Source organism: Cyclobacteriaceae bacterium, assembly GCA_013141055.1.
In the GTDB taxonomy this organism is placed as follows: Bacteria; Bacteroidota; Bacteroidia; order Cytophagales; family Cyclobacteriaceae; genus ELB16-189.
Genome location: JABFRS010000001.1, coordinates 1,227,636 through 1,253,478, shown reverse-complemented (window position 1 = coordinate 1,253,478; position 25,843 = coordinate 1,227,636). Strand labels below are relative to the sequence as shown.

Below are 25,843 nucleotides of genomic sequence, written 5' to 3'. Positions count from 1 at the left end.
ACAAGTGATTAAGAAAGTCCGAACCTCAAGCCATGCTTCATTGCATGTTGATATTTCTTAGGATTGAAGCGATATAAGAATGGTGCTTTATGTGCGCCACCTTGCCGTTGTTCAGAGAGTCGTTCAAGAATGCCTAATGCAAGAATTTTTTTCTGAAAATTACGACGGTCAAGTTTTTTATCCAGAATCGTTTCATAAAGATTCTGCAAGTCGGGCATGGTGAATTTTGATGGCAGTAGTTCTTTTCCTACCGGAAATTCATTGAGATTTTGTTGAAGAGAGCTCAATGCTTTTTTTAGAATATCATTGTGATCAAGTACCAGCTGTGGAATCTTATCAATATTATGCCATTCGCATTTGCTTGAAAGCTCATCCGGTGAAGGCACTACCTTTGAAAACTCAACCAAAGCCCAATATCCAATAGTGATAAAACGTTCCAGAAACCAACTGTTCTCTTTTATTTTTCTAAGATTCTTGATTTGATGCTTGCCTCTTTCGCGATCGGGATCACCAAAAGTATGGAACTGCTGAAGGTGAATGTGATCTAAACCCGTTCTTGAATTTAGAATGCGATTAGCAGCTTCATCAATATGCTCGTCTTTATAAATAAAGCCGCCCGGTAAGCACCATTGTTTTGTATCCTTCCATTCTAATAAAAGAACCTTAAGCTGACTATCGTGGAATCCAAAAATTACGCAGTCAATGGATAGATGAGAAAGCAAATACTCGTGCCCTTTATCATAGAACGTTTGCGTATCCAGTGTAATTCGGGGCTTTTTCATTTCGCTAATATAAAAAGATAGGATGGGTGAAAGGCGTTTTAATTGAAAATGTTTATCATTGTGTCAGATTAACACAATGATAATATGAAACTGGTATTGGCCTTTATTTTTTTAATCGTGGTAACCCTTGCTATGAATTCTTGTAAAACGAAACCTGAGACTCCCTATCGAGATCTCAACAAGAATGGCAAAAAGGATGTCTACGAAGACATTACCCAATCTGTGGAAAATCGTGTGAGTGATCTTTTGAGCCAGATGAATGTTGAGGAGAAAGCCGGCGTGATGTTTATTTCTGGTGTTCGTATTAATGAAGATGGCTCTCTGGATGATATTCCGGGAAAAGGAATGTTTGCAAAAATGCCACAAGCCAATAAACTCCTTGAGGAGAAGAATATCAACAACGTTAATTTCTGGGTAGCTCCTAATACAAAAGCTCTGGCTACCTGGTACAATAATATTCAGAAGGCAGCTGAGAATTCGCGATTAGGAATACCATTTACCGTTGCCTCAGATCCACGACATTATTTCAGTAGCAATGTTTTTGCAATGGCTGCCAACGAATTTTCACAATGGCCTGAACAACTTGGCTTTGCTGCGATTGGTGATGAAAAACTGATGCGCCAATTCGGAGATATAGCACGTCAAGAGTATAAGGCCGTAGGAATAACAGAAGCTTTGCATCCCATGGCGGATCTGGCTACTGAACCTCGCTGGCCCCGCGTGAGTGGTACTTTTGGTGAAGATGCAGATCTTGCTGGCAGAATGGTTAAGGCGTACGTTCTTGGATTTCAGGGAGATCATCTTGATTCGAACGGTGTTGCCTGTATGACAAAACACTTCTCTGGTGGTGGTCCTCAAAAAGAAGGATTGGATTCTCATTTTGAATTTCATAAAGGACAGATCTATCCGGGAAATAATTTTAATTACCACATTCTTCCTTTTGAGGGAGCCTTTGCTGCTCACACTGCCGCGATGATGCCTTACTATGGCGTGCCAGTGGATCAGACCAGTGAGAATGTTGGGTTTGGTTTCAATAGAGACATCATCACAAAACTCCTTCGCGAAAAATATGAGTATGATGGAGTTGTTTGTACTGACTGGGGACTCATTACCGATTCGGATATGGGCTTTACGGTTTGGCCTGCACGCGCATGGGGCGTTGAAGGTCTAAGCGAAGAGGACAGAGTGAAGAAAGTGATTGATGCAGGTTGCGATCAGTTTGGTGGTGAAAGTCGTCCAGAGCTTGTTGTTAAGCTTGTTAAGGAAGGAAGGATCACGGAGCAGCGCATCGACGAATCTGTAAGAAGAATTCTTCGGTTGAAATTCACACTTGGTCTTTTTGATAATCCTTTTGTAAACGTTGAGAAAGCTACTCAGATTGTTGGAAAGCCTGAATGGAAAAAGCTAGGTGAAGAAACGCAAAGACGTTCACTGACTCTCTTGAAGAATGAAAACAATACTTTGCCTTTGAAAGAGGGTACGCTGAAAATTTATATACAGGACATTGATCCTAAAGTTGCTGCGTTGTATGGAACCGTTGTTGAAAATCCGAAGAGTGCAGACATTGCCATTATTCGTTTGAGAACTCCATGGGTGCCCTTCGATACAAAAAATCCAATGGCGAGAGGCTTTCATCATGGTGACCTTGACTTCAAAGGCACTAAAAAAGATAGCATCATTCAGTTGCTGAAAACTGTCCCTACGATCGTGGATATTTATATTGATCGCCCTGCAGTCATACCTGAAATCAGTCATTATGCAAAAGGATTGTTAGCCAACTATGGAGCAAGTGATGCCGCTTTACTGGATGTTGTTTTTGGAAAGGCGAAGCCGGAAGGAAAGTTGCCATTTGAATTGCCATCCTCCATGGAAGCTGTGCGTAATCAGAAGGAAGATCTGCCACATGATTCAAAGAATCCATTGTTTAAATATGGCTTTGGATTGAGTTATTGAAGCAGTATATTTCTTTAACCAAACGTACAAATCATGAAAAAATGGACTCTTTTATTCGTGCTGGCAATTTCTTTTCAATTGTCAGCTCAGGTGGTTCCTGATTCGCTGCTTGACTTAACATTATTCCAAAAGCGGACCTATGTGAATAAGGATGAAAAGATGCTTCCTTTCAGGATTTTGTATCCGGAGAATTATGATAAGAAAAAGAAATATCCTCTCGTTCTGTTTCTGCACGGTGCAGGAGAACGTGGAGATGATAACGAATCTCAATTGACTCACGGAGCGCGTTTGTTTCTGCGCGATGAGAACAGAAAGAAATTTCCTGCTATTGTTGTTTTTCCCCAATGTCCGGCTGAGAGTTTCTGGAGTACGGTGAGTGTAGATCGGTCAAAGATGCCAGTAGGTTTGGTTTTTAATAACAATAATCCGCCTAACGTCCCCTTGAGTTCTTCCTTTGAACTGGTAAAAAAACTGATCCTTGAGGAAGGGGCAGATGCTTCACGCATTTATATCGCTGGCCTTTCCATGGGTGGGATGGGAACCTTTGAAGCAGTGTATCTATATCCAAATATGTTTGCAGCAGCGATGCCTATTTGCGGAGGAGGAGATGCGGCAAATTATGATTCACGTGTTCTGAAAACTCCGTTCTGGATTTTTCATGGTGCAAGTGATCCGGTGGTGGATGTAAAAAATTCCCGTGAGATGGTTGACAAGCTGAAGAAACTGAAAGCAGACATAAAATATACTGAGTACCAGGGCGTGCAACACAATAGCTGGGACAATGCTTTCGCTGAACCGGATTTTCTTTCCTGGATGTTTTCTCACCAAAGGCGTTAATAGCAGATTAAAGACCTCCCAGAAATTCAAAGGCTCTCACTTCCATCCAGTTCTCGTCTTTTCCTGCCAGGGTAAATCCTGTATGACCTCCTCTTTCAGGTGTTTGTAAATAGACGTGCGGATGATCTTTTGCGATATCATAAGGATAGCATGCCTCTGGTAGAAAAGGATCATTGAGTGCATTTACAATCAGTGTGGGTGTTTTTATATGAGGAATGTGTGGCAGGGAGGCTGCTCTTTCATAAAAATCTGCAGCGTTTTTGAATCCATGAAGCGGTGAAGTGTACCGTGTATCGAATTCTTCAAATGATTTTATTTTGTCAAATCCTTTGTAAGAAACCCGATCAGGAAATTTTTCTGACTTCTGCTTAATCTTTTTACCAAGTTTCTTTAAGAATCGGTTGAGATAAAATCTCTTATTCGGTTTATCAAGCTCTTTTGCACTTGATCCCAGATGACAAGGGACTGAGAAAGCTGCCCCACCTTTTACAACAGAAGGTAAATGATCACCGTTTTCTCCAAGATACTTTAATGTGAGACTTCCGCCCATGCTGATGCCAACCAATACAATGGAATCATATTGATTTTTTTCAATCGCATGTTGAATAACTTCATTCAGATCTTCCGTCGCTCCATGATGATAGAATCTTTCCAGCCTGTTGATCTCTCCGCTACAACTGCGGCAATTCCATGCTAATGCATCCCATCCACGATTGAAAAAATAACTAGCCATTCCCTTTGAGTAATGGCGTTCACTATTTCCCTCAAGTCCATGAGAAACAATCATTAGTTTTTTAGAATCCTTTCGAAGCCAATCAAGATCGATGAAATCGCCATCGCTAAGTTCTAATCGCTCGCGTTCATAGTGAACACCTTTTATTTTCCTGAAGGCACTTGGAATGATTGTTTCAAGGTGACCATTAAAAAGATAAAATGGTGCTTTATAATCCGATGATGGAATGATGGGCATTTTAAAGAACGTCTGAGTATTCCTTCACCTTGTCAAATACAGATCTCGCGAAAGGGCAAAGGGGAACAATCTTGATATTGTTTTTCCTCGCATGCTCTACTGCGGCTGCAACTAGTTGTTTGCCTGCATTTTTTCCTCTCAAAACGTTATCTACCTGAGTATGACTAATGATAATTCTATCATTGCCTGCTTTTGAGAATTCCATAAATGCAACACGCTTGCCTTCCTGTTCGATATAGAAAGCTCCACGTGTTTCCGATTGTTCTAACTTGATTTCCATAGAATTGGTCTTGCAATATTATTCCTAACACCCTGTAGATCAAACTGGTTCCACCTTGAAAAGGTAACTATCTTTGACGTTGTAACATATTGCTATGAAAAAGTTCTTCTTATTTATCCTGATAGTAATCTCAGCTCACACTGTTCTATCCCAGAAAACTTCAGGCAATCCGCTTTTCCCGGGATGGTATGCTGATCCGGAAGCAATGATCCTTAATAATCAATATTGGATATATCCCACCTACTCTGACAAGTATGAGAAGCAGGTTTATATGGATGCATTTTCATCATCTGATCTTATTGTATGGAGGAAACATTCTCGTATTCTGGATACCTCAAATGTTAAGTGGGCAAAGCGGGCAATGTGGGCTCCATCGGTAGTGGAGAAGGATAAGAAATTCTATTTATTTTTTGGTGCCAATGACATTCAGAACAATTCTGAGGATGGGGGTATTGGGGTAGCGGTTGCTGATAGGCCGGAAGGTCCATTTATTGATTTACTTGGGCGTCCATTAGTGGACAAATTCTATAATGGAGCTCAACCAATTGATCAGTTCGTATTTAAAGATGGTGAAGAGTACTATCTGATCTATGGGGGATGGAAACATTGCAACATCGCAAAGTTGAACAAAGATTTTACAGGCTTTAATAATTTTTCAGACGACGCTACTTTTAAAGAAATTACCCCTGAAAGTTATGTGGAGGGTCCGTTTATGTTTAAGAGAAATGGAAAATACTATTTTATGTGGTCAGAAGGAGGATGGACGGGTCCTGACTACAGCGTGGCTTATGCTATCGCTGACTCACCGCTTGGCCCATTTAAAAGGGAGAGCAAAATACTTCAGCAAGATCTTAAGATTGCAACAGGAGCAGGACATCATTCTATTCTTCATCCAGTCAATAGTAACCAATGGTACATTGTATATCATCGACGACCTCTTACAGAAACGGACCGAAATGCGCGGGTGATTTGCATTGAAGAACTCTCGTTTGATGAAAAAGGACTTATTAAACCTGTTGTCATTACAAACGAAGGCGTGAAGGAATTCAGAATCAAATAAATCTTGATATAGAAGAATTATTTAGGCTTGTAATTCAAGCTTAGTGCCGTCATTAGCACAAATAGTCCGACGGCCAGAAGCAACGCCAATCTCAGGGTAAATTGTTCTGCCAGCAAACCAATTATGGGAGGGCCAAAGAGAAACCCTGAATATCCTACCGTTGTAACCATTCCAAGCCCAACTCCTGGTGGAAGATCTTTAGTGTGACCTGCAATACTATAAGCAATGGGAACAATAGCCGAAAGTCCGATTCCAACAATAAACAATCCAATAATCACAGTAACAGGGTCAATGAAAATGATCGCAATCATTAGTCCTATGGATGCAATGATTCCGCAAGCGATCATAAGAGGTCGGTCTCCGAAACGTATACGTGCACCATCACCAAATACCCGACCAATTGTCATAGCCAATGCAAATGCAGATAAGCCTAAAGGAGCCAGACTCTGATCGGCTTTCGCAATATTCTCCATGTAATTAGTACTCCAGTCTGCCATAGCTCCTTCACCGAGCATACTGCAAAAAGCTATAATACCAATGCTTACCATGGCTGCATTTGGTAAGCGGAATGCAGGACCATCGGAATCTTTGCTTTCAGGCCTATCGTGAATGAGGTAATATCGTGCAATGAGCACAACGATTACGCTGATCGCACTTACGGTTATAAAATGGATAAAAAGGCCAGTTGATATTTTTGAGAATAAAGATCCGCCAAGAGCTCCCATCATCATTCCTATGCTAAAGAGAGCATGAAATGAAGTCATAATGGGTTTGCCATATTGCTTCTCAACCATCACGGCTTGTGAGTTCATCGCGACATCCAGCATGCCTGATGAGATACCCAAAAGAAAAAACGTGATCATTAAGGGAATGAGGGTTGTAGTTGGTAGCCACGGAATAAACGGGATGAGTATGCAGTAAAAGAAGGCTGCAAAGAGCGTGATCCTTCTGCTTCCATTGCGAATGATCGCCCAACCTGTGAAGGGCATTGCAATCAGTGAACCAATAGAGGAGGAGAGTAATACAATTCCAACAATACCGTCATTGATGTGAAACTGGTCCTGAATTCGCGGCAGACGGGAAAAGTAGTTTGCGTGAACGAATCCATTCAGGAAGAAAATGATATTTACAGCAAGACGGGCTGACGGCACAGTTCTGATTTAATTAGATTACAAAATTAAACAAATGAAAGGGTGTTGAGTGCCCAGATGTAACATTATCTGGTATTATAGGCGCATCAATCGTTTGAGGAAAAGTGCTGCGTTATGGAATTAGCTAACAATGGAATCAATTCACTGCGGCAATGCAATCAATTTCCACAGCGCATCCGTAATGAAGAGGCCCACTGGGTACAATGATCCTTGCAGGGCGATGGTCTCCAAAAAATTCAGAATAAACTGTATTTACTTTCCCCCAGTCATCCATGTTGCTGATGAAAATGCTCACTTTCAATATACGGTTCAATGAACTGTTCGATGCATCCAGTATGACCCTGATCTTTTCAAGACATCGTTTTGTTTGCTCTTCAATTGAATCAAGAATCGGCTGCCCTTTGTCGTCGGTAGAGATTTGTCCTGAGACAAACACAAATCCATTGTGAACCGCTGCCGGGGAATAATGACCTTTTGGTCGTGAGGTTGAAGAAGGGTAAATAAAGTCCATAACGTTTTGTATTGGATTATTTATGAAAAAAGCTCCGATTGGAGCCCTTTCATTTTTTTTAATTCTATTTAATTATCAATTCTACTTGGCGTATGCTACTGACCTCATTTCTCTAATCACAGTTACTTTGATCTGGCCTGGATACTGCATCTCTTTCTCAATCTTCTGGGAAATCTCAAAGCTCAATTGCCCCGCACGTTCATCCGTTGCTTTTTCAGCATCAACAATTACACGTAGTTCACGACCAGCCTGAATTGCAAAGCACTTCTCGACACCATCAAAGCTTAGCCCAACTTGCTCCAGTTCTTTCAGACGACGAGTATATTGTTCAATCACCTCACGACGTGCGCCAGGACGTGCGCCACTGATTGCATCGCACGCCTGAACAATAGGAGAGATGATGCTGGTCATCTCAATTTCATCATGGTGAGCGCCGATAGCGTTGCATACGATAGGATGTTCTTTGTATTTCTGCGCCAGCTCCATGCCGACAATAGCATGGGGTTTTTCCAGTTCTTCCGGCCATACCTTGCCGATATCATGAAGCAATCCAGCGCGCTTGGCCTGCTTGACATTTAGCCCCAATTCAGTGGCCATGATTGCGCAAAGGTTAGCTACTTCACGTGAATGTTGTAGAAGATTTTGTCCATAAGATGAACGGAACCGCATCCGTCCTACCATCTTGATTAATTCAGGAGCCAGTCCATGAATGCCAAGATCGATTACCGTACGCTCTCCGATTTCCACTACTTCATCATCAATATTTTTGGTTGTCTTGGCCACTACTTCTTCAATGCGTGCAGGGTGAATGCGTCCATCCTGAACAAGTCTGTGGAGAGAAAGTCTGGCGATCTCTCTTCTGACGGGGTCAAAACCTGAGATGATAATAGCTTCCGGTGTATCGTCAACAATGAATTCAACACCTGTTGCTGCCTCCAATGCGCGAATGTTTCGCCCTTCACGACCAATGATCTTTCCTTTGATATCGTCACTTTCTATGTTAAAGATTGAAACGGAATTTTCAACAGCATGCTCGGTAGCGGTGCGCTGAATTGTTTCAATAACTAATTTCTTTGCGTCTTTGGTGGCTGTAAGTTTTGCCTGCTCCATGATGTCTTTGATGTAGGAATTAGCTTTTGATTGAGCTTCCTCTTTCATGGACTCTACCAATTGATCACGTGCCTGATCAGCTGTAAGCTTTGAGATACTTTCCAGGACTTGAACTTTCTGGAGGTTAAATCGGTCAAGTTCTTCCTTTCGGCTCTTTACAAGTTCGTGCTGACGGGCAAGGCTTTGACGTTCTTCATCCAGATCAGCCTCTTTGCGTTTTGTTTGCTCCAGCTCTTTGGACAGTTGTGCTTCACGTTGCTTGATCTTCTGTTCGTTGCTGATGATCTGGTTCTTCTTGCGATTGGATTCTTCTTCAAACTCCTGTTTCATTTTCAGGAATTTTTCTTTTGCTTCCAGAATCCGGTCTTGCTTGATCTTTTCAGATTGAAGTTCGGCTTCTTTGATGATCAGTTTAGCCTTTTCGTCATTGACAGATTTATTCCTATTGACTTTTCGTTTGTAGAGAAAACTGCCGATGAGAAGACTAAGAATAATGGTTAGAGCCAGGCTGGCCAATGCATAAGGGAGGAGTTCCATAGTTAGTCGTTAACGTTAAAAAATATCCCGTTGTATCGGGACCGTTAACAAAAGACTTTCTTTGAGGAGGAATTTACAGATATAGACTATAAAATAGCCTGCGAGACCAATTGATTCAGGTGAGAAACTTTCTCCACTACTGATTCATCAATGGCATGTGTGCTCTCGTCTGCTGCCAGTTTTTGAACCAGGCAATCAAAAGCGGTCATGGCCAATAGGTCTTGTTTATCGTCCGTTCCGAATTGTTCGCGGTATGATTTCAACTTTTCGTTGATCAGCTTTCCTGCAGCTCTTACACGCTCTTCCTCATGACGTTTTACCTTCATGGGGTATTCGCGGTCTGCTATTTTGATCTTTATTGAAAGTTCGTCCATCTACTGCTTATCGGCTTAAGTGAGCGATGCATTTATCTATCTCACGGATGTAGTCATCCACTGTTTTCCTCAACTCAGAAACGCTTCCGTTATCCGGGTGAATATTATCTACAATCTTAGTGATTTTAATCTGATTTTTAAAGCCTCCGAGCTGTTCATCGCGCTGACGAAGGTGCTGTTTTAGCTCTGAATTCTCAGATTTTAGCGTTGTGACTTCTTGTCTAAGGTTTTTGTGTTCGCTCAATAACACGACCAGCTTGCGTTCCAGGCCATTAAGATTCGTTTTGAGGGCTTCTTGTTCCATGTAGTTAGTGATTGGGTTTTTTGACCGCGGGTGATGCGGCTTGTTCTATTTCCTTATTATCGCTCCAAGCTTTTTTTCTAATTCGGTCATTAATCTCGTCATGGTCTTGTCAATCTCCTCGTCCGTTAAGGTTTTCGTCTCATCCAGCAATGTAAATCCTACAGAGTATGCCTTTTTTCCTGCTGGAATATTTTCTCCTTCGTAAACATCAAATACTGTCACTTCCTTCATCAATTTTTTCTCCGTTGCGATCACCATTTTTCTGATCTCTTCGAAGCTGACACTCTTATCAAGTACCAGAGAAAGGTCGCGTTTGACTTCTGGAAACTTCGGCACTTCCTGTACATCGAACTTAGGATTTGCGGATTGGAAAAGCAAATGGGTATCCATGTCCGCGTAAAAAATTTCCTGTCGTATGCCAAAATCTTTTGCCAATGCGGATTTTACTTTCCCTATCCGGCCAATTTCTTTTTGTTTATGTGAGAAACTCATGCAATAATCATACAATGGATCTTCGATCTTTAGCTGAACAATTTCACCAGCAGCGCATTTCTCCAGTATTTGCACCACTTGCTGGGCAAGGTCATGATACGTTACCAGTCTGGGTTTGGACTGCCAGTTTTCTGATTCAATATTGCCACCCAAGTATACTGCCAGGCGCTCTTGTTCAATATATTGATTATTGTCTTTGTAATAAATCTTTCCAAACTCATAGAACTTGACTTCCTTTTGCTTGCGATTAAAGTTATACGCAACGGCTTCAAGACCTGTGAACAACATTGTTTGTCTTAGTATACCCTGTTCTTCACTGAGTTTATTAACCACCTCTACGGGCTCGCCTTGAAACTGCAAAGAGTGCTTTTGCTGATAAGCAATATTTGTTAATGAGTTGGTTAAAAGTTCAAAAAATCCATTTCCAACCAGTATTTCGCCAATATTCCTCTTAAACTTATTAATATTCTGATCTGGGAAATGTGCCAGAAAATCTGTTCCGGCAGCTTCAACCAACTCAATTTTATTGAATCCATAAATGCGAAGAATCTCCTCAACTATATCAGCTTCCTGAATAACATCTACACGATAAGGGGGTACAGAAACAGTATAACTATCGGCTGTCTTATTGATCAATTCAATATCAAGACCCTTTAAAATGGCGAATATTTCTTCACGTGGTATAACTTTGCCAATCAGGCGATTTACATTTTTGTCTTTTACTGATATCTGCCTATTCTCAATCTTAACCGGATAGATATCTATAATATCCGATGAGATTGTTCCGCCTGCAATTTCTTTGATCAATAAAGCAGCACGTTTGACGGCATAGACGGTGTTCAATGGATCGGTGCCTCGTGAAAAACGAAATGAGGCATCTGTTTTTAGTTGATGATGATTGCTGGTCTTGCGTACATAATCTGCTGAGAAGCATGCTGCTTCCAGAAAAATAGCCTTTGTCTTTTCAGAAATACCGGATTTCGCACCTCCAAAGACACCCGCAATACACATTCCTTCCTCTGCATTGCAAACCATAAGGTCATTCGCAATCAAAGAGCGTTCTTTATTATCAAGTGTTATAAATTTTGTTCCTGCAGGCTGCGTTTTAACAATGATTTTATTTCCTGCTACCTTATCGGCATCATAGGCGTGAAGCGGCTGCCCGAGTTCGTGCAAAACGAAATTTGTAATATCTACTATGTTGTTGATCGATGTGAGTCCGATGGAACGAAGACGACTTTTAAGCCATTCAGGTGATTCCTTAATAGTCACTCCCGAAATGGTCACTCCCGAAAAACGAGGACATGCGATCGTGTTTTCAACTGCGACATCAATTATAAGGCTCTTTGATTCAACTTTGAAAGCATCAACCGATGGCCATTTAATATCCCTGCCTTTTGCAGCTTTGATATCACGAGCCACACCAATATGTGAAGCGGCTTCAGCTCTGTTTGGAGTCAAGCCAATTTCAATGATAGAATCAGATGTTACTTTATAGAAATCAGATGCCAGTGTTCCGTTAGGAACAGATGTATTCAATACGATAATTCCTGCATGGCTTTCGCCTAATCCAATTTCATCTTCAGCACAGATCATTCCTTCACTTTGCTCGCCGCGGATCTTTGCAGATTTGATTGTGAAAGAATCGCCCTTTGTTGGGTTCACTGTTGTGCCAGTCAAAGCGACTACCACCTTTTGCCCTGCGGCAACATTAGAGGCTCCACAAACGATTTGCAGTGGCTTGGGCTGACCTACGTCAACAGTCGTGATGGAAAGCTTGTCAGCATTGGGGTGCTTTGAGCAGGTAAGGACTTCACCAATCACCAAACCCTTTAATCCTCCCTTTACAGACTCAAAGGAATGAATGCTTTCTACCTCTAATCCCGTGTCTGTAAGTGTTTTTCCGATTTCCTCCGGCGATTCCGGTAAGTCTATATATTGGCTAAGCCACTGGTATGAGATGGTCATGCTGAAAAATGAACCCCAAATATATGAAATGCTATTGGCTTTTAACTTTTGGCGCTTGGCCCTGCATGTTCATAATGCTTTGCTGTTACGCTACTTTAAAAATCCCAATCCAGCCCTAGTTTATCTTTCAACTCATTGAGATATGGATTCTTTTCGGCGAGATGTTCGAATTTTTCTTTTGAGGTATAGATAATCCTTTTTCCTTCTGCTTGTTTTAGACGCGTGGTAATGGTTAGCTCTGAATTTTTCAGACGATCCCGAAGGAAAGCGATGCATTCATGTCTGAAATTTTCAATGAAAGATTCTTCAACCGGATTGGTAAGAATGACAAAGATTGTTGGATGATCGAATTCAAATTCACGTTTCAAAAGTTGATATTCTCCCACTTGATTTTTTCTCAATTCGGCATATTCATTCCATACTTCCTGCAATTCTGCAAGAACTACTTTGTGGTTAATAATAGCTTCTTTAATTTCTTCAATCTTTTCCTCAATCGCAGGGCCATCATTTTTCTTGTTGAGCCCGCTGAGATTGAATGAAGTCTTTGCTTTCGTTCCTTTGAGTGGAGTTCTTGGAATAGCAGGTTCCTGAGGTTGCTGTTTTTGGGTCTCTTCAACAGCAATCTTTGGTTGAGTAATAGGTTTCTCTAAAGACTTCGAAGTGGATTCTTCCGAAGGTCGTGGAACTTCCGCAATAACTTGCGGTTCTTTCGTTAATTCAATTTTTTTTTTAACCCTGCTTGCGCAGATTCGAGAAGGGGGGCAGGGCCGTTAAAAGTCGATTTGAAATGAGCCATTTTCATCAATGCCAACTCTACCAGGAGGCGTTGATTTTTGCTGGCCTTGTAATGGATGTCGCATTGATTAGCGATGCTTAACCAGGATAGCAGCAATGAATAAGGAGAAGCTTTTGACTGCTCAATATATTTTTTCTTGGTAACGTCAGGTACTTCCATAAGTTGAACAGTCCTGACGTCCTGGGAGACCATAAGATTGCGAAGATGTTCGCTTAGCCCCACTATAAAATTCTGTCCATCGAATCCTTTGCGCAGGATCTCATCAAAAATGAGAAGAGGAACTGTTGGATTTTCAGCAAGCAGCCCATCAACTACTTTGAAATAGTATTCATAGTCGAGGATATGAAGATTGTTGATAACATCCTGGAAAGAAACACCTTTTCCGGAGGAGAATGTTACCATCAGATCGAAGATGGAAAGAGCATCACGAAGTGCGCCATCTGCCTTTTGTGCGATCAGGTGAAGAGCAGCTTCTTCTGTTTTAATTTTTTCGCGGTCAGCGATCTTCTTCAACTGTTTTGCGATATCAGAAATCTGAATTCTGTTGAAGTCAAATATCTGGCAGCGGGAAAGAATCGTAGGAATAACCTTATGCTTTTCAGTCGTTGCTAAAATGAAAATCGCATATGAAGGTGGCTCTTCCAGTGTCTTCAGAAATGCATTGAAGGCAGCGTTTGAGAGCATGTGCACCTCATCGATGATATACACTTTGAATTTTCCGTATTGCGGAGGATAGCGAACCTGGTCTATGAGGCTGCGGATATCTTCTACCGAGTTATTGGATGCGGCGTCGAGTTCAAAAATATTCAATGAGTTGACTTCGGCTTTTTCTTCAAAGCCGTTGATCATTCTGGCAACGATACGTGCGCAGGTTGTTTTACCCACACCCCTTGGACCGCAGAACAAAAGTGCCTGAGCCAGTTTATTGCTGTCGATGGCATTTTTGAGTGTGGTAGTGATGTGATCCTGCCCAACAACCTCCTCGAAGCCGAGGGGGCGATATTTGCGGGCTGAAACAACGAAATTTTCCATTGACGCGAAGATATAGAACTGAAAATGAAGAATGAAAGTTTAAAAAAATTAAAAATGAATAGTTGAAATACTGGTAGTATCCAGAAGCTATGAGAATAAAGGAACATTCGGCATCAAAAAATCCTACTCTATGAAGTGGGATTTCTATTTTAAAATGAGATCAGGGAATTCAGCCCATCTTATTGTTTTTGCGATTTGTTTTGTTTGTATAAAAGATATTTTCTTCGAGAAAGATTCTGCAGGATTACCACCGCCTTCTACTTTACTTTAATTCCAGAATGATAAGAATCTTCATTTTAGAATTACTTGTCGAAAATATTTTTATCCCAACCTCTGAACTCATAATACTTTGATTTGGGTTCTCCCGTCCATCCATTGATTCCTTTTCTTGGCAGCATGATACCATGAATATAGATGATTGGAATAAACCATAGTCCAATAAAAATCAGAGCATACAGCCTGCCCACAAAAATTGAAATGCAGAGAACAAGGGCAAGTGTGATCAGATACTTCACTACTTTTCTTCCTTTCGGGCTTCGTTCTTCGAAGTGACTAAAATAGATGTTGCCCAGAAGAATAATGAAGGTTACGATTGAGACTTCAAACCAGAGAGTATCGGTACTCCACATAATAATGGGATTATATTTTTTCAGAAAGAATCGCGAGAAAAGTCTTCACAGCATCTATATAATTTCCTACACGAATGTTCTCATTTTCAGCATGCTGATTATTATCAGGATTCACTGTTGGAACAGCTACTGCCGGAATACCCAGTGTGATCACAAATGGTGAAATCGGAATTGATCCACCTGCTGTTCTTATTTTAATAGGGTCTTTACCGAAAGCTTTAACCATTGCCTTGCTTAGCCAGATTCCACATTCAGAATTAAAGGGAGTTTGAAAAGCTCCATAGGAGATGCTTGATCGCATAGAGGCGATCTTAGGATATTTCATTCGCTCGTCCTCTGTCGGTTCCTTTTCTACCATGTAATAGCCTGCATCAAGGACATGCCTCCTGACAAGGCTAATAAGTCGTGCTGGATCACTGCTTGGAACCAACCGAATATCAATCTCTGCGGTGGCGGTTGCTGGTATGAGCGTACGCGCTTTATCTCCAATATATAGTGAGTTCAGTCCCCGGATATTCAATGTTGGATACTGTAGACCTTCCTGAAAATTGTTTCCAACCCTGTCAGGTTCTGCAATACCAAGAAATTTATTAATCTCCTCTGCATTATCGGGAACCTGCGCTAAGATCTTTTTTTCCTCTTCTGTAATAATAACACCGTCATAGAATCCCGGGATAGTAACTTTTCCTTCCTCATCTTTCATGGATGCAAGCAAAGTGGAGAGACGTAATGCAGGATTAGGGGTGTAGTTTCCGTAATTCCCACTATGAACAGGAGTGCGGGGACCAAACGTTGTTAGGGTGATCTCACAAATTCCGCGTGCGCCAAAAGATAACGTTGGTTGGTTACTGATATGACGAGGTCCATCAAAGATGATCAGCATATCTGAGGCCAGTTCTTTTTTATAGGTCGCAACTGCCGCTGGTAAATTCGGTGACCCTAACTCTTCTTCAAAATCCATAATGACTTTGATATTGAAGTTTGGCTCTGTCTTTAACTCCTTTAATGCATCGAGTGAAGCAAGGAATGCCATTGCAGGGCCTTTTGCATCTGATGTTGCACGTGCAAATATCCTCCAATCTGGATTGATAGTCTTGGTAAGATTATCATATGGAATTATGTTCCAGTTACCCATTGCATCTTTCTCTTTCAGCACTGGCTTCCATGGATCTTCCTGTTGCCAGTCGGCCGCATTTACAGGTTGTCCATCAATTTGTAAGTAAATTAAAACTGTCTTCTTTGGATTTTTTACAGTCCGTTCTGCTAATAAAAGAGGAATGGTAGAGGTGGTGAGTCTTTTGGTTGAAAATCCTCTTTTCGAGAAAGCGACTTCGCACCACGTTACATTTTTTTCAAGGTCGGCAGGAATGTGCGCGTCATTCTTGAGGCTTAGCAGATCATAGAATTCCACAAACGAAGCGATTGCATGTTTTTTCGAAATGCTTTCGAGATCAGGACTGCTTTTTTGAGCAGTGACAGAAGCAGAAAGAAAAATTATTATGTATAGGACAGATTTCATTCAGCTTCTACTTCAAATATTTCTCCGGCAACGGATATCCCATACTTTCGGCACACCAGAATATATTGACAATATAATATCGCTGTCCGTCAAAGAACAACTGAATGCTATTGATCCCGCGATTTGTAACAGGCCCATCGGTTTTCTCTTTGGTTTCGTACGTGCTGAAGATATGCGTTACCGTACCATAGGTTTCTGTAGTACGATGCAATTCCTTTTCAAAAAAACCTGTAGATACTCTGGAGGAAAATAACTCCACGTACTCCAGGGGAGTAAGAGCCTGAAGTGTAAGTTCACCAGTCTTGCTTTTACGTGTAGGAATTAATCTCGCTTCCGGTTTAAATAGATACTTGAAACGCTCCCAATCGCGTGCTTGCCCTGGGTCGCCGGAGATAACACCATACAAGGCACTAATAATTGCATCTGTGGAGGCTACATCTTTTTCGTATTTACCCTGAGCGAAGGCCGGGATCATTGTAAAAGCGAGTATTGCTATTAATAAGATTCTCATATTGTTGATTTGAAGATTGGATTGAAAGATTAAGATAAAGAGTTTAATTTTCAAATCAATAAATCGCGTTTACCTTTGATTTATTCCATGGGTCAGAATCCTAAATATTCGGTAATAATTCCTGTATTCAATCGCAATGATGAATTAATGGAGCTGCTGGAAAGTCTGACACGCCAGACTTTTCTGGATTTTGAAGTGATCGTTGTGGATGACGGATCATCAATAACTGCTTCAAAAGTGTGTGAGAATTATTCCACCAGACTCTCCATCCAGTATTTTTATAAGCAAAACTCCGGCCCTGGTCCGAGCAGAAATTTTGGTTTTGATAAATCAAGGGGAATCTATCTGGTAATGTTTGATTCCGACTGCATTCTTCCAGCAACATACTTTGAATCAGTTGAAAAGTTTATGACGGCCCATCCAATTGATGCGTGGGGTGGTCCTGACAAGGGGCATGAGAAATTTACTATCGTGCAGAGAGCAATGGCATTTACCATGTCTTCAATTTTTACTACCGGCGGTATTCGTGGTGGTGAAAACCAGGTACATAAATTTCAACCCCGAAGCTTTAATATGGGAATGAGTCGTGATGTGATTGCGAAGACTGGTGGGTTTAAGTTTGATCGTCTTGCAGAGGATATTGAATTAAGCATTCGTATGAGGAAAGAGGGATTTCGGGTTTCTCTTATACCAGAAGCATTCGTTTTTCATAAACGACGCACAACGTTCAGGCAATTTTTTAAACAGGTACAGGGATTTGGAAAGGGAAGAGTCAGAGTGGGTAAAATTCATTCTGGAGAGATAAAATTGACGCATTGGTTCCCGACTGCGTTCATGATCGGGTTGATCGTAATAGCTCTTGGCTTGTTTTTTTACCGACCACTGGGTTCTGTGGGACTTGCGGGTCTATATACTTATTTGTTTTTAATTTTTATTGATGGACTTCGTGTAACACGATCTTTGAAGGTTGCTTTATTGAGTATTCCTTCAGCAATTATTCAGCTTGTAGGATACGGCAGCGGATTTCTAAGCGAGTATTTTAAAAAATAATCAAATCAGTTGAAGCAGAATTTCTTCATTGATCTCGTGTTTTCCCTTGAAAGTGATTTTCTCCGGTTGAATGTTCAGCTTTGCAGCGAGGGTGTCAAACTCAGCTATTCTTTCTAGCGTCACAAAATGATCTTCATCACCGACCACCATATAAGTTTTTTTTGAAGTCAGTGCTTTATGCCCTGCATCAAAATTCATATCGGGTGGAAAGAGTCCAGCCCACAGAATAAGTTTTTCAAATTTTATATTGCCGTGAGCTGCCCACCTGCAAACAGTTGCACATCCCTGTGAAAATCCCAAAAGTGTAACTTTTACATTGGGAAAGGACTTTAATTCAGTCTCATAAACGTGATCAAGATATTCAAGATAATTATCGATATCCATCAGACGATTTTCCCGCGTCATCCAGGTAGCACCTACTTTGTTATCAGGTCGGCCTTGTTGAGTGAGATCTGATAAATAAAATCGTGAGAGACCCTCTGGAGCAAGGATGCAAATGTCTTTCTCTGTCAGTTTTTGAAATTTCTTTATGAAGTATTGAGCCAGCTGACCATAACCATGAATGACGATCCATACCTGGCTAGTGGAGTTATTCAAAATCCCTGTCTTGTAATATCGTGCGTTAAACTGGAACGATACCTTTTTTTCTTCCATTGAATTATTCAAGACTGGATGCGCCAAAACTTAGTGGAAGGAGTGTTTCAGTTGAATTACCTACCATCCATTTCATATCAGGCGCAAGCATGACAATCTCTATTTTGCTTTTTTGGCGAGTTTCGTATTCAAACATCACCTGACGGCACGCCCCGCAAGCTGTAGCGCCGATAAGTTCCTTGTGTTTTCTTTTGTGCGCCACTACTGCAAGTTTTTTAATTTTCTTTCCGGGATGTTGAGACGCGGCCGCGTATAAGGCAACACGTTCCGCGCACATGCAAAGAGGATAAGAGGCGTTTTCCTGATTTGCTCCAAGCACAACAGTTCCATCTTCCAGCAGCAATGCTGCACCTACCTCAAATTTTGAATAAGGAGAATAGGATAGTTGAGTAGCTTCCTTTGCCTTATGAATCAAATATTTGGATTCAGCATCAAGGTCTTCCAGTTGATCAAAGAATGACAAGCCTTTCATAAAAACAGACTTTTTTTAAAGCCGGATAAGAAAGTTAAAGCATTCCGTTGAGAATGAAAAATCAATCCTAAATTCAGGATAAATTGAGGAAAATTTCAAAATGATGGATTCTATTCTGATCCTGGGTGCGGGACGATCTTCTTCCGTGCTGATAGATTATATCCTTAGGGAAGCATTGGTATCAAATTGGAAAGTTACGGTTGGAGATGTATCGCTCACGGCCGCCCAGGAAAGGGTTGGAAACTTCACAAACGGAAATGCAATTGTATTTGATATTAATCATGAGTCCTCGGATGAGATTATAAAGAAATCTGATATAGTGATTTCTCTGATTCCACCTTTCCTGCATCCACTGGTTGCGAGCAAGTGTCTGCAATTTGGCAAACATCTCCTGACAGCAAGTTATGTTTCGGATGAGATGAAATTGTTTGATCCTGAGGCGAATGAAAAAGGGCTTTTATTTTTAAATGAATGCGGGCTTGATCCTGGTATTGATCACATGAGTGCCATGCAGGTAATTGATCGTATAAAAGATGGTGGAGGTGAACCTTATTCTTTTGAATCGTTCACAGGAGGATTGATTGCCCGCGAAACGGATATAGAAAATCCATGGCGCTATAAATTCACATGGAATTCCCGCAATGTTGTAATGGCCGGTCAGGGCACGGCCAGATTTATAGAAAATGGTCAATACAAATACATCCCTTATCAGCAATTGTTTAAAAGAAAAACGCCTGTCACTGTTTCAGGTTATGGTGAATTTGAAGGGTATGCTAATCGTGATTCATTAAAGTATCGTGAAGCATATGGCTTGCAGAATATCAAAACCATGGTACGAGGAACACTTCGCAATGCTGGATTTTGTTCAGCATGGGATATTCTTGTCCAAATGGGATGCACTGATGATAGTTATAAGATGGAAAATGTTGAAAGCATGACCCACCGTGATTTCATGAATTCATTTCTGGAATATCATTCCCAATGGGCTGTTGAAGAGAAAATTGCCAGAAAATTTTATCTGGATCCCGCCGGGCCGGAGATGGAAAGATTGAAGTGGTCAAATTTATTCGATAAAACAATTATCGGATTGAGTGAGGGGACGCCAGTTCAGATTCTGGAATGTATACTGAACAAGCGATGGAAGCTCGATCCCGAAGATAAAGATCTGGTGGTGATGTGGCATCGGTTTCGATTCTTGCAAAATGGTTCTGTAAAAGAGATTCAATCTTCCTTGGTGGCAACCGGTGAGAATTCAATTCATACCGCAATGGCGAAGACAGTGGGACTTCCATTGGCAATTGCTGCTAAATTGTTAATGAAGGGAAGGATTCAACAGCGGGGTGTTGTAATCCCTGTTAGTAAAGAGATTTACGAACCGGTGTTAAAAGAACTCAAAGAATTAGGGATTGAATTGAATGATCAGATAATGTGAAGACTTGTATTTATTTATTCTCTTCATACCACACATCCGTTTCAAGGTCAAATCCCTGTGCTGCTGACACTGCCAATTGATCACATCGCTCATTTTCAGCATGTCCTGCATGACCTTTGATCCAAACAAATTCAGGGTGAAATTTTTTATGAAGAGGGATGTAGCGTTTCCATAGATCTGAGTTTGCCTTGTCTTTGAAGTTTTTCTTCTCCCATCCCCAAAGCCAGCCTTGCTTTACAGCCTCCACCACATATTTCGAATCAGAATAGACAGTAACAGGTATTCCGAGTTTTTTAATAGACTCAAGTCCTGCAATGACTGCCATCAGTTCCATACGATTATTGGTGGTCAAGCGATAACCATTGCTGAGTTCTTTTTCGTGACCGTTGAATCTCAGAATCGCACCATAACCACCAGGCCCTGGATTGCCTTGTGCGGCGCCGTCTGTAAATAATTTGATCATCCGAAAGAGACGTTGGTTTTAATGATCTTCACGGCAATCGCGAGAAGGATTACTCCAAAGACTCTGCGTAAAACAGCGAATCCTGATTTGCCTATTTTTAATTCAAGCCAAAGGCTGATTCTAAGAACCGTATATACGACAACAAGGTTTACAAAAATTCCGATGAGAATATTGATTTCCTGATACACGGCTCTTAATGAAAGAATGGTACTAAGCGTACCGGCTCCTGCTATAATCGGAAAAGCCAGTGGGACGATGGATCCTGTTCCCTTCGCATCAGGATCATTTTTTATGAGGGTAATTCCCAAAATCATTTCCATAGCAATGATGAAGATAATGATGGCACCAGCCACAGCGAAAGAGGCGACATCCAATCCAAAAAGATTTAAGATGGACTGACCGAGATATAAAAAGCTGACCATCAATATGAGGGAAATAAAAGTGGCAGCCTCTGCGTGGATGCGTCCTTCCCGCTGACGGATAAGAATAATCGAGGGTATTGCACCAAGAATATCAATGACCGAAAACAAGATAAGAGTTACAGAAAAAATCTCGGTGACATTCATAGGGGGGATTATTTATTCGAAAGTTAAGGATTTGGCACCTTCACCGTGTTACTGTTGCGGATAGAAGATCTTGAAATTTCTGGCCTTTCGGGATGATAAAGTTTTTGTATAGGATTCTATATATCTGAAAATCTGCCTCTTGAAGTAGAAAAAGCACCTATTAACAATTTTTTAAGAAGTCGGTTGAGTAAAACCCTTTATATTTGCCCCTGAATGAAAATCGTCCGGTTCATCTTCTATATAGTTTCGGTCCTCGTTATCTGCGAGGTCACCGGCCTAATATCACTATATCAAAAGGATGCGACTGTATGCTTTGTAAAAGACCAGCAAGAGTGTCCACTGGAAGAAGATGAAACAAGGGAATACGAGGAGGAAGAGGATTATTTTGTTGAATTATTTTCTAATACGGTCATTCCAGGTCAACAGATTTCGATCACTGCACCTGCTCTCTATTTTGAACTGACAGAACCTCTCCACGAGATTACTGTTCCACCTCCACAGGCATAATCTTATTGCCTTTCACTGCCGCCTGAGTTTCACTCATGGTGGGAAGATTTAACAATTCACATTCTAATTTTTTATTCAATCCTTTATGGAGGAGAAAACATCATTTCGCCCGATCGATAATTTATCGCATGACATACCCGCTGCGCTGGTAGTTTTTGTAGTAGCGTTGCCTTTATGTCTTGGTATAGCCCTTGCATCCGGCGCTCCACTTTTCTCGGGCTTAGTTGCAGGAGTAGTAGGTGGTATTGTTGCGGGTTTTTTAAGCAAGTCGCCCATCAGTGTTAGTGGTCCGGCGGCGGGTCTGACAACAATCGTACTGGCTTCCATTGCGGAACTTGCATCCTTTCAATTATTTCTAACAGCATTGGTCATTGCAGGTGCAATGCAGATTGCTCTTGGTTATGCGAAAGCAGGTACACTCGGACATTTTTTCCCTGTAGCAGTCATAAAGGGAATGCTTGCGGCGATTGGTCTCATCCTGATATTGAAACAAATACCACACGCGTTCGGATACGATGCTGACTTTGAAGGTGATGAAAATTTCTTTCAGCAAGATGGCCAGAATACATTTACTGAAATAGTATACTCCATTCAGAATATGAGTCTGGGTGCGGTTATTATCTGTGCCGTTTCGTTGGGGATACTTCTATTCTGGTCACAACCGGCGACAAAGAAAATCAGAGGCATCAATTATTTTCCTGCTCCTCTTGTTGTTGTCATCGTTGGGATTGTACTCAATATTGTGTTCCAGGGAATTCCTTCGCTGGCAATCAATGAAGCCCAGCGAGTAAACCTGGGGACATTTACAGGAATTTCTGAACTAGGAGCCTCTTTAAATCATCCGGACTGGAGTGGATTTACAGATCCAAGAGTTTATAAAATTGCTATTACTCTTGCTGTCATCGCGAGTCTTGAAACATTGCTAAGCATTGAAGCTGCGGACAAACTTGATCCATTTAAACGAATCAGCCCGCTCAATCGTGAACTCAAAGCGCAAGGGGTTTCCAATATGGTGTCCGGGATGATTGGTGGATTACCAGTCACTGCAGTAATTGTTAGAAGTTCTGCAAATGTTGATGCAGGAGCGAGGACAAAGGCTTCTTCTGTTATTCATGGAGTGCTATTGGCTGCAGTTGTCATCGCTATTCCAAATATTCTTAAGATGATTCCATTAGCATCGCTTGCAGGGATACTTCTTATAATTGGTTACAAGCTGACTTCGCCCGAGCTTTATCGTGAAATGTTCAAGAAGGGTAAGGATCAGTTTCTTCCTTTTATTGTTACCATCATTGCTATTCTTTTCACCGATTTACTCGTTGGAATTTTCGTAGGTATTCTGATCTCCGTCTTCTTTGTTTTAAAAACCAATTTTAAGTCGGCGATTATTATGGTCAATAATGACCATCAGTACCTTCTCAAGTTCACAAAGGATGTTTCATTTCTGCATAAGTCATCGTTGAGAAATGCTCTTGAAAAAATCCCTAACAATTCTTCTTTGATGATCGATGGTTCAAAAAGCCAGTTTCTTGATGCGGACATCATTGAAACAATAGAGGATTTTGTCAAGGGAGCTCAGGCAAAGAATATTGATATCGATATTAAGAAGACGGATGATGCATTGAATCCAATGTTTAAGAAGAATCCGGAAATGATAAAAGTGAATGGGGCAGTTAAGCATGTATAATTGAAAATCAGAATATGAAAACATACGAAAAATTACTTCTTGAAAATAAGGCATGGGCGGCCGAGCAGCTTGAACGGGATCCTGAGTATTTCTTACGACTCTCAAAAATCCAGACTCCGGAGTTTTTATGGATTGGATGTTCCGACAGTCGGGTACCAGCTAATGAAATCACAAATACGGCTCCGGGAGAAATTTTTGTTCATCGCAACATTGCCAATCTGGTGGTCAACACTGACTTGAACATGCTCAGCGTTTTACAGTATGCGGTTGAGGTTTTGAATGTTGAACACGTGATCGTGTGCGGGCATTATGGTTGCGGAGGTATTAAAGCTGCAATGACTAACAATGATCTGGGGCTGATCAATAAATGGCTTCGTAATATTAAGGACACCTACCGTTTCCATCAGGAGGAACTTGACAACATTGAGGATATGGAAGCACGTGCCAATCGCCTTACCGAATTAAGCGTGGAGGAGCAGGTGATGAATCTTGCCAAGACAACCATAATTCAGCATGCATGGAAGAAAGATAAGAAGCCAACCTTACATGGTTGGGTTTATGGATTGAGCGATGGTATCCTTCATGATGTTATTAAGATGGATTCAAAGACACAACTGATTGATCCTATTTATTTGTATAAATAATTTCTAATCAATAAAAATAATTCAAACAACAAGGTTAAATAATACAGTTTCTAAGTTGTTTGTTTTTTGGGTCGGGCCGGGAGTAGTTACCCGGCCCTTTTTTGTTTAAAAGAATATCTGGTACTGCAGAACAACTTGCCCTTTGCGATCCCCAGATGTAAAATCCGCATTATACGTAGGACGGTTTTGGTAATCCAAAGTAATTTTGCTCGTATGCCCTTTGATAAACCAGTTAATGCCGGCACTATAAACATTCATTGCTTCTGGAATTCGATCGAAGTTTGCGCTTTGTACTGTAACGTATGGCATCAACGTACCATTTCCTTCACCGAATAGATCTTTTTTCATCAGATATCCAAACTGACCATAGATTTGATTCCCTGTTCCAAACATCGGGAAAGCATTGCCTTGTGAACTTGCGGGATAAGGTGCGCCACCTGCCAATGCTGAACCAGGATTCATTGCATTATTATATCGTAAATATCCCGTACCGTAGTTTGTGCCAAAGTATCCGAGGTAAGCATTTATAGCTGTGCCTTTTTCCTTGTTAACAGGAGCATCATAAAACATAGCTACAGACCATAAATTCATATCCTGAAATCCAGGATTGACCGTTGGATTAATAGGATCAGGTCCGGCAACCCACATCGCATCTTTTTGAGTAATAAATCCAGCTTCAAGATTCAATACTTTTTTCTTTCCGAGATAAGTGCCGGTCATATACGGAGTAACATGAGATTCCTTGTCAAAGAAATTCCACATGAAAAAGCCCTGATATTGTTTGTTGTGACCAATTTGCGAAAACTGAGCATTGGAGCCAATTGCCGGTAATGTTGTTCCGTTTGTAGTAACAGGGAATGGATCACTGATTACCAACCTGTAATCAAGCTTCCCTAATTGACCTCTTGCATAGATGCTAAGCTTTCTTGAAAATTCATCTGTCTGATCCACTGTTGCCTGACCGAAAACGGGAACGTCCATGCTCATGATTGTACCAATGCTGGGCTGACTAAATCGGGACAGACCATTTGTAATGGTAAGGCCACCTCCAAGGATCAGCTTGTCATTCTTGGGTGAGAATCTATATTCCGCCAGGGCATCATGAAAAAAGACTTCAAGTTTTCTGTTGCCTGCATTCTGAGTCAGGTAATTAAAATTATTCTGACCAAATTGAAAATAAAAAGATACATGGTCCGTAAGCTGACCGTATAACTGAAGGCGTGTTCTTCGTAAGCCAATGTCAAACGTTTGGCTTTCGTTCTGGCCTAGCACCTGAGTGCCAGGATTGCTGTCATTGAATCTGAACCAAACCTGATTGAGGAAAGTAGCTTTAATAAAATGACTTCCGTCAGAATTCAGTTTAAGACGAAGCTCCTCAATTTCTTTTGCAGGTTCCCTGGCAGGTTCTTTTACTGGCTCTGATACGACTTGCTGTGCCCAGATTGGAATTACAGCAGTAACGAAAATTAGAATGGCGAAAAATTTCACTTTCATGATGTTTTTAAAAATTTAAAAATAATTGAACGCCAGGGATTCTCAAGTCTGAAAGATACAG

At 41.1% G+C, this 25,843-nt stretch carries 27 protein-coding genes; 8 read left to right on the top strand and 19 right to left on the bottom strand.

Annotated elements, in window-relative coordinates; genetic code table 11:
• Positions 1-8 precede the first annotated feature (8 nt).
• On the bottom strand, positions 9-782 hold the full coding sequence (locus tag HOP08_05440) for an NUDIX hydrolase (protein NOT74353.1): 774 nt from the start codon (positions 780-782) through the stop codon (positions 9-11).
• A 132-nt stretch (positions 783-914) separates the two neighbouring features.
• On the opposite strand from HOP08_05440, the gene HOP08_05435 reads away from it, so the two are divergent.
• Together HOP08_05435 and HOP08_05430 are read left to right on the top strand one after the other, a co-directional pair.
• Positions 915-2,735: a glycoside hydrolase family 3 protein gene (locus HOP08_05435; protein NOT74352.1), complete on the top strand. Its 1,821-nt coding sequence runs from the start codon at positions 915-917 to the stop codon at positions 2,733-2,735.
• 33 nt (positions 2,736-2,768) lie between these two features.
• The gene (locus HOP08_05430) at positions 2,769-3,572 is read left to right on the top strand and encodes a phospholipase (GenBank protein ID NOT74351.1); all 804 of its coding nucleotides are present in this window, start codon (positions 2,769-2,771) and stop codon (positions 3,570-3,572) included.
• A 7-nt stretch (positions 3,573-3,579) separates the two neighbouring features.
• Here the strand turns inward: HOP08_05430 and HOP08_05425 are convergent, their stop codons facing one another.
• Positions 3,580-4,542, bottom strand: coding sequence for an alpha/beta fold hydrolase (locus HOP08_05425; protein ID NOT74350.1), 963 nt, complete (start codon positions 4,540-4,542; stop codon positions 3,580-3,582).
• A 1-nt stretch (position 4,543) separates the two neighbouring features.
• Entirely contained in the window at positions 4,544-4,822 is a 279-nt protein-coding gene (locus HOP08_05420) for an N-acetyltransferase (protein ID NOT74349.1), read from the bottom strand.
• A gap of 94 nt (positions 4,823-4,916) precedes the next feature.
• Between HOP08_05420 and HOP08_05415 the strand changes: the two genes are divergently transcribed.
• Positions 4,917-5,882 (top strand): family 43 glycosylhydrolase, encoded by a 966-nt coding sequence (locus HOP08_05415; protein NOT74348.1) that lies wholly within the window; start codon positions 4,917-4,919, stop codon positions 5,880-5,882.
• A gap of 17 nt (positions 5,883-5,899) precedes the next feature.
• On the opposite strand, the gene HOP08_05410 is transcribed toward HOP08_05415, so the two are convergent.
• The 11 genes from HOP08_05410 to HOP08_05360 all read right to left on the bottom strand — a co-directional run bounded on the left by HOP08_05410 (position 5,900) and on the right by HOP08_05360 (position 16,816).
• Complete coding sequence (locus HOP08_05410; protein NOT74347.1) at positions 5,900-7,033, bottom strand: MFS transporter; 1,134 nt, start codon at positions 7,031-7,033, stop codon at positions 5,900-5,902.
• Between the two features lie 136 nt (positions 7,034-7,169).
• A complete protein-coding gene (locus HOP08_05405; GenBank protein ID NOT74346.1) occupies positions 7,170-7,544 on the bottom strand; it encodes a RidA family protein in 375 nt (124 codons plus the stop codon).
• Positions 7,545-7,625: 81 nt separating this feature from the next.
• Positions 7,626-9,191: a ribonuclease Y gene (rny, locus tag HOP08_05400; GenBank protein ID NOT74345.1), complete on the bottom strand. Its 1,566-nt coding sequence runs from the start codon at positions 9,189-9,191 to the stop codon at positions 7,626-7,628.
• A gap of 86 nt (positions 9,192-9,277) precedes the next feature.
• Entirely contained in the window at positions 9,278-9,565 is a 288-nt protein-coding gene (locus HOP08_05395) for a cell division protein ZapA (GenBank protein ID NOT74344.1), read from the bottom strand.
• 7 nt (positions 9,566-9,572) lie between these two features.
• Complete coding sequence (locus HOP08_05390; protein ID NOT74343.1) at positions 9,573-9,869, bottom strand: hypothetical protein; 297 nt, start codon at positions 9,867-9,869, stop codon at positions 9,573-9,575.
• A 45-nt stretch (positions 9,870-9,914) separates the two neighbouring features.
• On the bottom strand, positions 9,915-12,329 hold the full coding sequence (locus tag HOP08_05385) for a phenylalanine--tRNA ligase subunit beta (protein NOT74342.1): 2,415 nt from the start codon (positions 12,327-12,329) through the stop codon (positions 9,915-9,917).
• Positions 12,330-12,424: 95 nt separating this feature from the next.
• Positions 12,425-12,730, bottom strand: a complete 306-nt coding sequence (locus HOP08_05380) for a hypothetical protein (GenBank protein ID NOT74341.1) — start codon at positions 12,728-12,730, stop codon at positions 12,425-12,427.
• Positions 12,731-13,041: 311 nt separating this feature from the next.
• A complete protein-coding gene (dnaX, locus tag HOP08_05375; GenBank protein NOT74340.1) occupies positions 13,042-14,157 on the bottom strand; it encodes a DNA polymerase III subunit gamma/tau in 1,116 nt (371 codons plus the stop codon).
• Positions 14,158-14,459: 302 nt separating this feature from the next.
• Positions 14,460-14,786: a hypothetical protein gene (locus HOP08_05370; protein ID NOT74339.1), complete on the bottom strand. Its 327-nt coding sequence runs from the start codon at positions 14,784-14,786 to the stop codon at positions 14,460-14,462.
• Between the two features lie 10 nt (positions 14,787-14,796).
• The gene (locus HOP08_05365) at positions 14,797-16,305 is read right to left on the bottom strand and encodes a M20/M25/M40 family metallo-hydrolase (protein NOT74338.1); all 1,509 of its coding nucleotides are present in this window, start codon (positions 16,303-16,305) and stop codon (positions 14,797-14,799) included.
• A 7-nt stretch (positions 16,306-16,312) separates the two neighbouring features.
• Positions 16,313-16,816 carry a hypothetical protein gene (locus HOP08_05360; GenBank protein ID NOT74337.1) on the bottom strand — a complete coding sequence of 168 codons (504 nt, stop codon included), beginning with the start codon at positions 16,814-16,816 and terminating at the stop codon, positions 16,313-16,315.
• Between the two features lie 87 nt (positions 16,817-16,903).
• Between HOP08_05360 and HOP08_05355 the strand changes: the two genes are divergently transcribed.
• Positions 16,904-17,866, top strand: coding sequence for a glycosyltransferase (locus tag HOP08_05355; GenBank protein NOT74336.1), 963 nt, complete (start codon positions 16,904-16,906; stop codon positions 17,864-17,866).
• Here HOP08_05355 and HOP08_05350 read toward each other — a convergent pair whose 3' ends face one another.
• Positions 17,867-18,520 carry an alpha/beta hydrolase gene (locus HOP08_05350; protein ID NOT74335.1) on the bottom strand — a complete coding sequence of 218 codons (654 nt, stop codon included), beginning with the start codon at positions 18,518-18,520 and terminating at the stop codon, positions 17,867-17,869.
• A gap of 4 nt (positions 18,521-18,524) precedes the next feature.
• Positions 18,525-18,992 carry a cytidine deaminase gene (gene cdd / locus HOP08_05345; GenBank protein NOT74334.1) on the bottom strand — a complete coding sequence of 156 codons (468 nt, stop codon included), beginning with the start codon at positions 18,990-18,992 and terminating at the stop codon, positions 18,525-18,527.
• 103 nt (positions 18,993-19,095) lie between these two features.
• Here cdd and HOP08_05340 point away from each other — a divergent pair, with 103 nt between their 5' ends.
• Positions 19,096-20,424, top strand: coding sequence for a saccharopine dehydrogenase (locus tag HOP08_05340; GenBank protein ID NOT74333.1), 1,329 nt, complete (start codon positions 19,096-19,098; stop codon positions 20,422-20,424).
• 10 nt (positions 20,425-20,434) lie between these two features.
• Here the strand turns inward: HOP08_05340 and rnhA are convergent, their stop codons facing one another.
• Together rnhA and HOP08_05330 are read right to left on the bottom strand one after the other, a co-directional pair.
• On the bottom strand, positions 20,435-20,887 hold the full coding sequence (rnhA, locus tag HOP08_05335; protein NOT74332.1) for a ribonuclease HI: 453 nt from the start codon (positions 20,885-20,887) through the stop codon (positions 20,435-20,437).
• The gene (locus tag HOP08_05330; GenBank protein ID NOT74331.1) at positions 20,884-21,453 is read right to left on the bottom strand and encodes a MarC family protein; all 570 of its coding nucleotides are present in this window, start codon (positions 21,451-21,453) and stop codon (positions 20,884-20,886) included. The genes rnhA and HOP08_05330 overlap by 4 nt, the downstream gene beginning before the upstream one ends.
• A gap of 213 nt (positions 21,454-21,666) precedes the next feature.
• Here HOP08_05330 and HOP08_05325 point away from each other — a divergent pair, with 213 nt between their 5' ends.
• The 3 genes from HOP08_05325 to can all read left to right on the top strand — a co-directional run bounded on the left by HOP08_05325 (position 21,667) and on the right by can (position 24,288).
• A complete protein-coding gene (locus HOP08_05325) occupies positions 21,667-21,960 on the top strand; it encodes a hypothetical protein (GenBank protein NOT74330.1) in 294 nt (97 codons plus the stop codon).
• An 85-nt stretch (positions 21,961-22,045) separates the two neighbouring features.
• Positions 22,046-23,644, top strand: coding sequence for a SulP family inorganic anion transporter (locus HOP08_05320; GenBank protein ID NOT74329.1), 1,599 nt, complete (start codon positions 22,046-22,048; stop codon positions 23,642-23,644).
• A 14-nt stretch (positions 23,645-23,658) separates the two neighbouring features.
• Entirely contained in the window at positions 23,659-24,288 is a 630-nt protein-coding gene (can, locus tag HOP08_05315) for a carbonate dehydratase (protein NOT74328.1), read from the top strand.
• Positions 24,289-24,393: 105 nt separating this feature from the next.
• Here the strand turns inward: can and HOP08_05310 are convergent, their stop codons facing one another.
• On the bottom strand, positions 24,394-25,782 hold the full coding sequence (locus HOP08_05310) for a hypothetical protein (protein ID NOT74327.1): 1,389 nt from the start codon (positions 25,780-25,782) through the stop codon (positions 24,394-24,396).
• Positions 25,783-25,843: the final 61 nt, after the last annotated feature.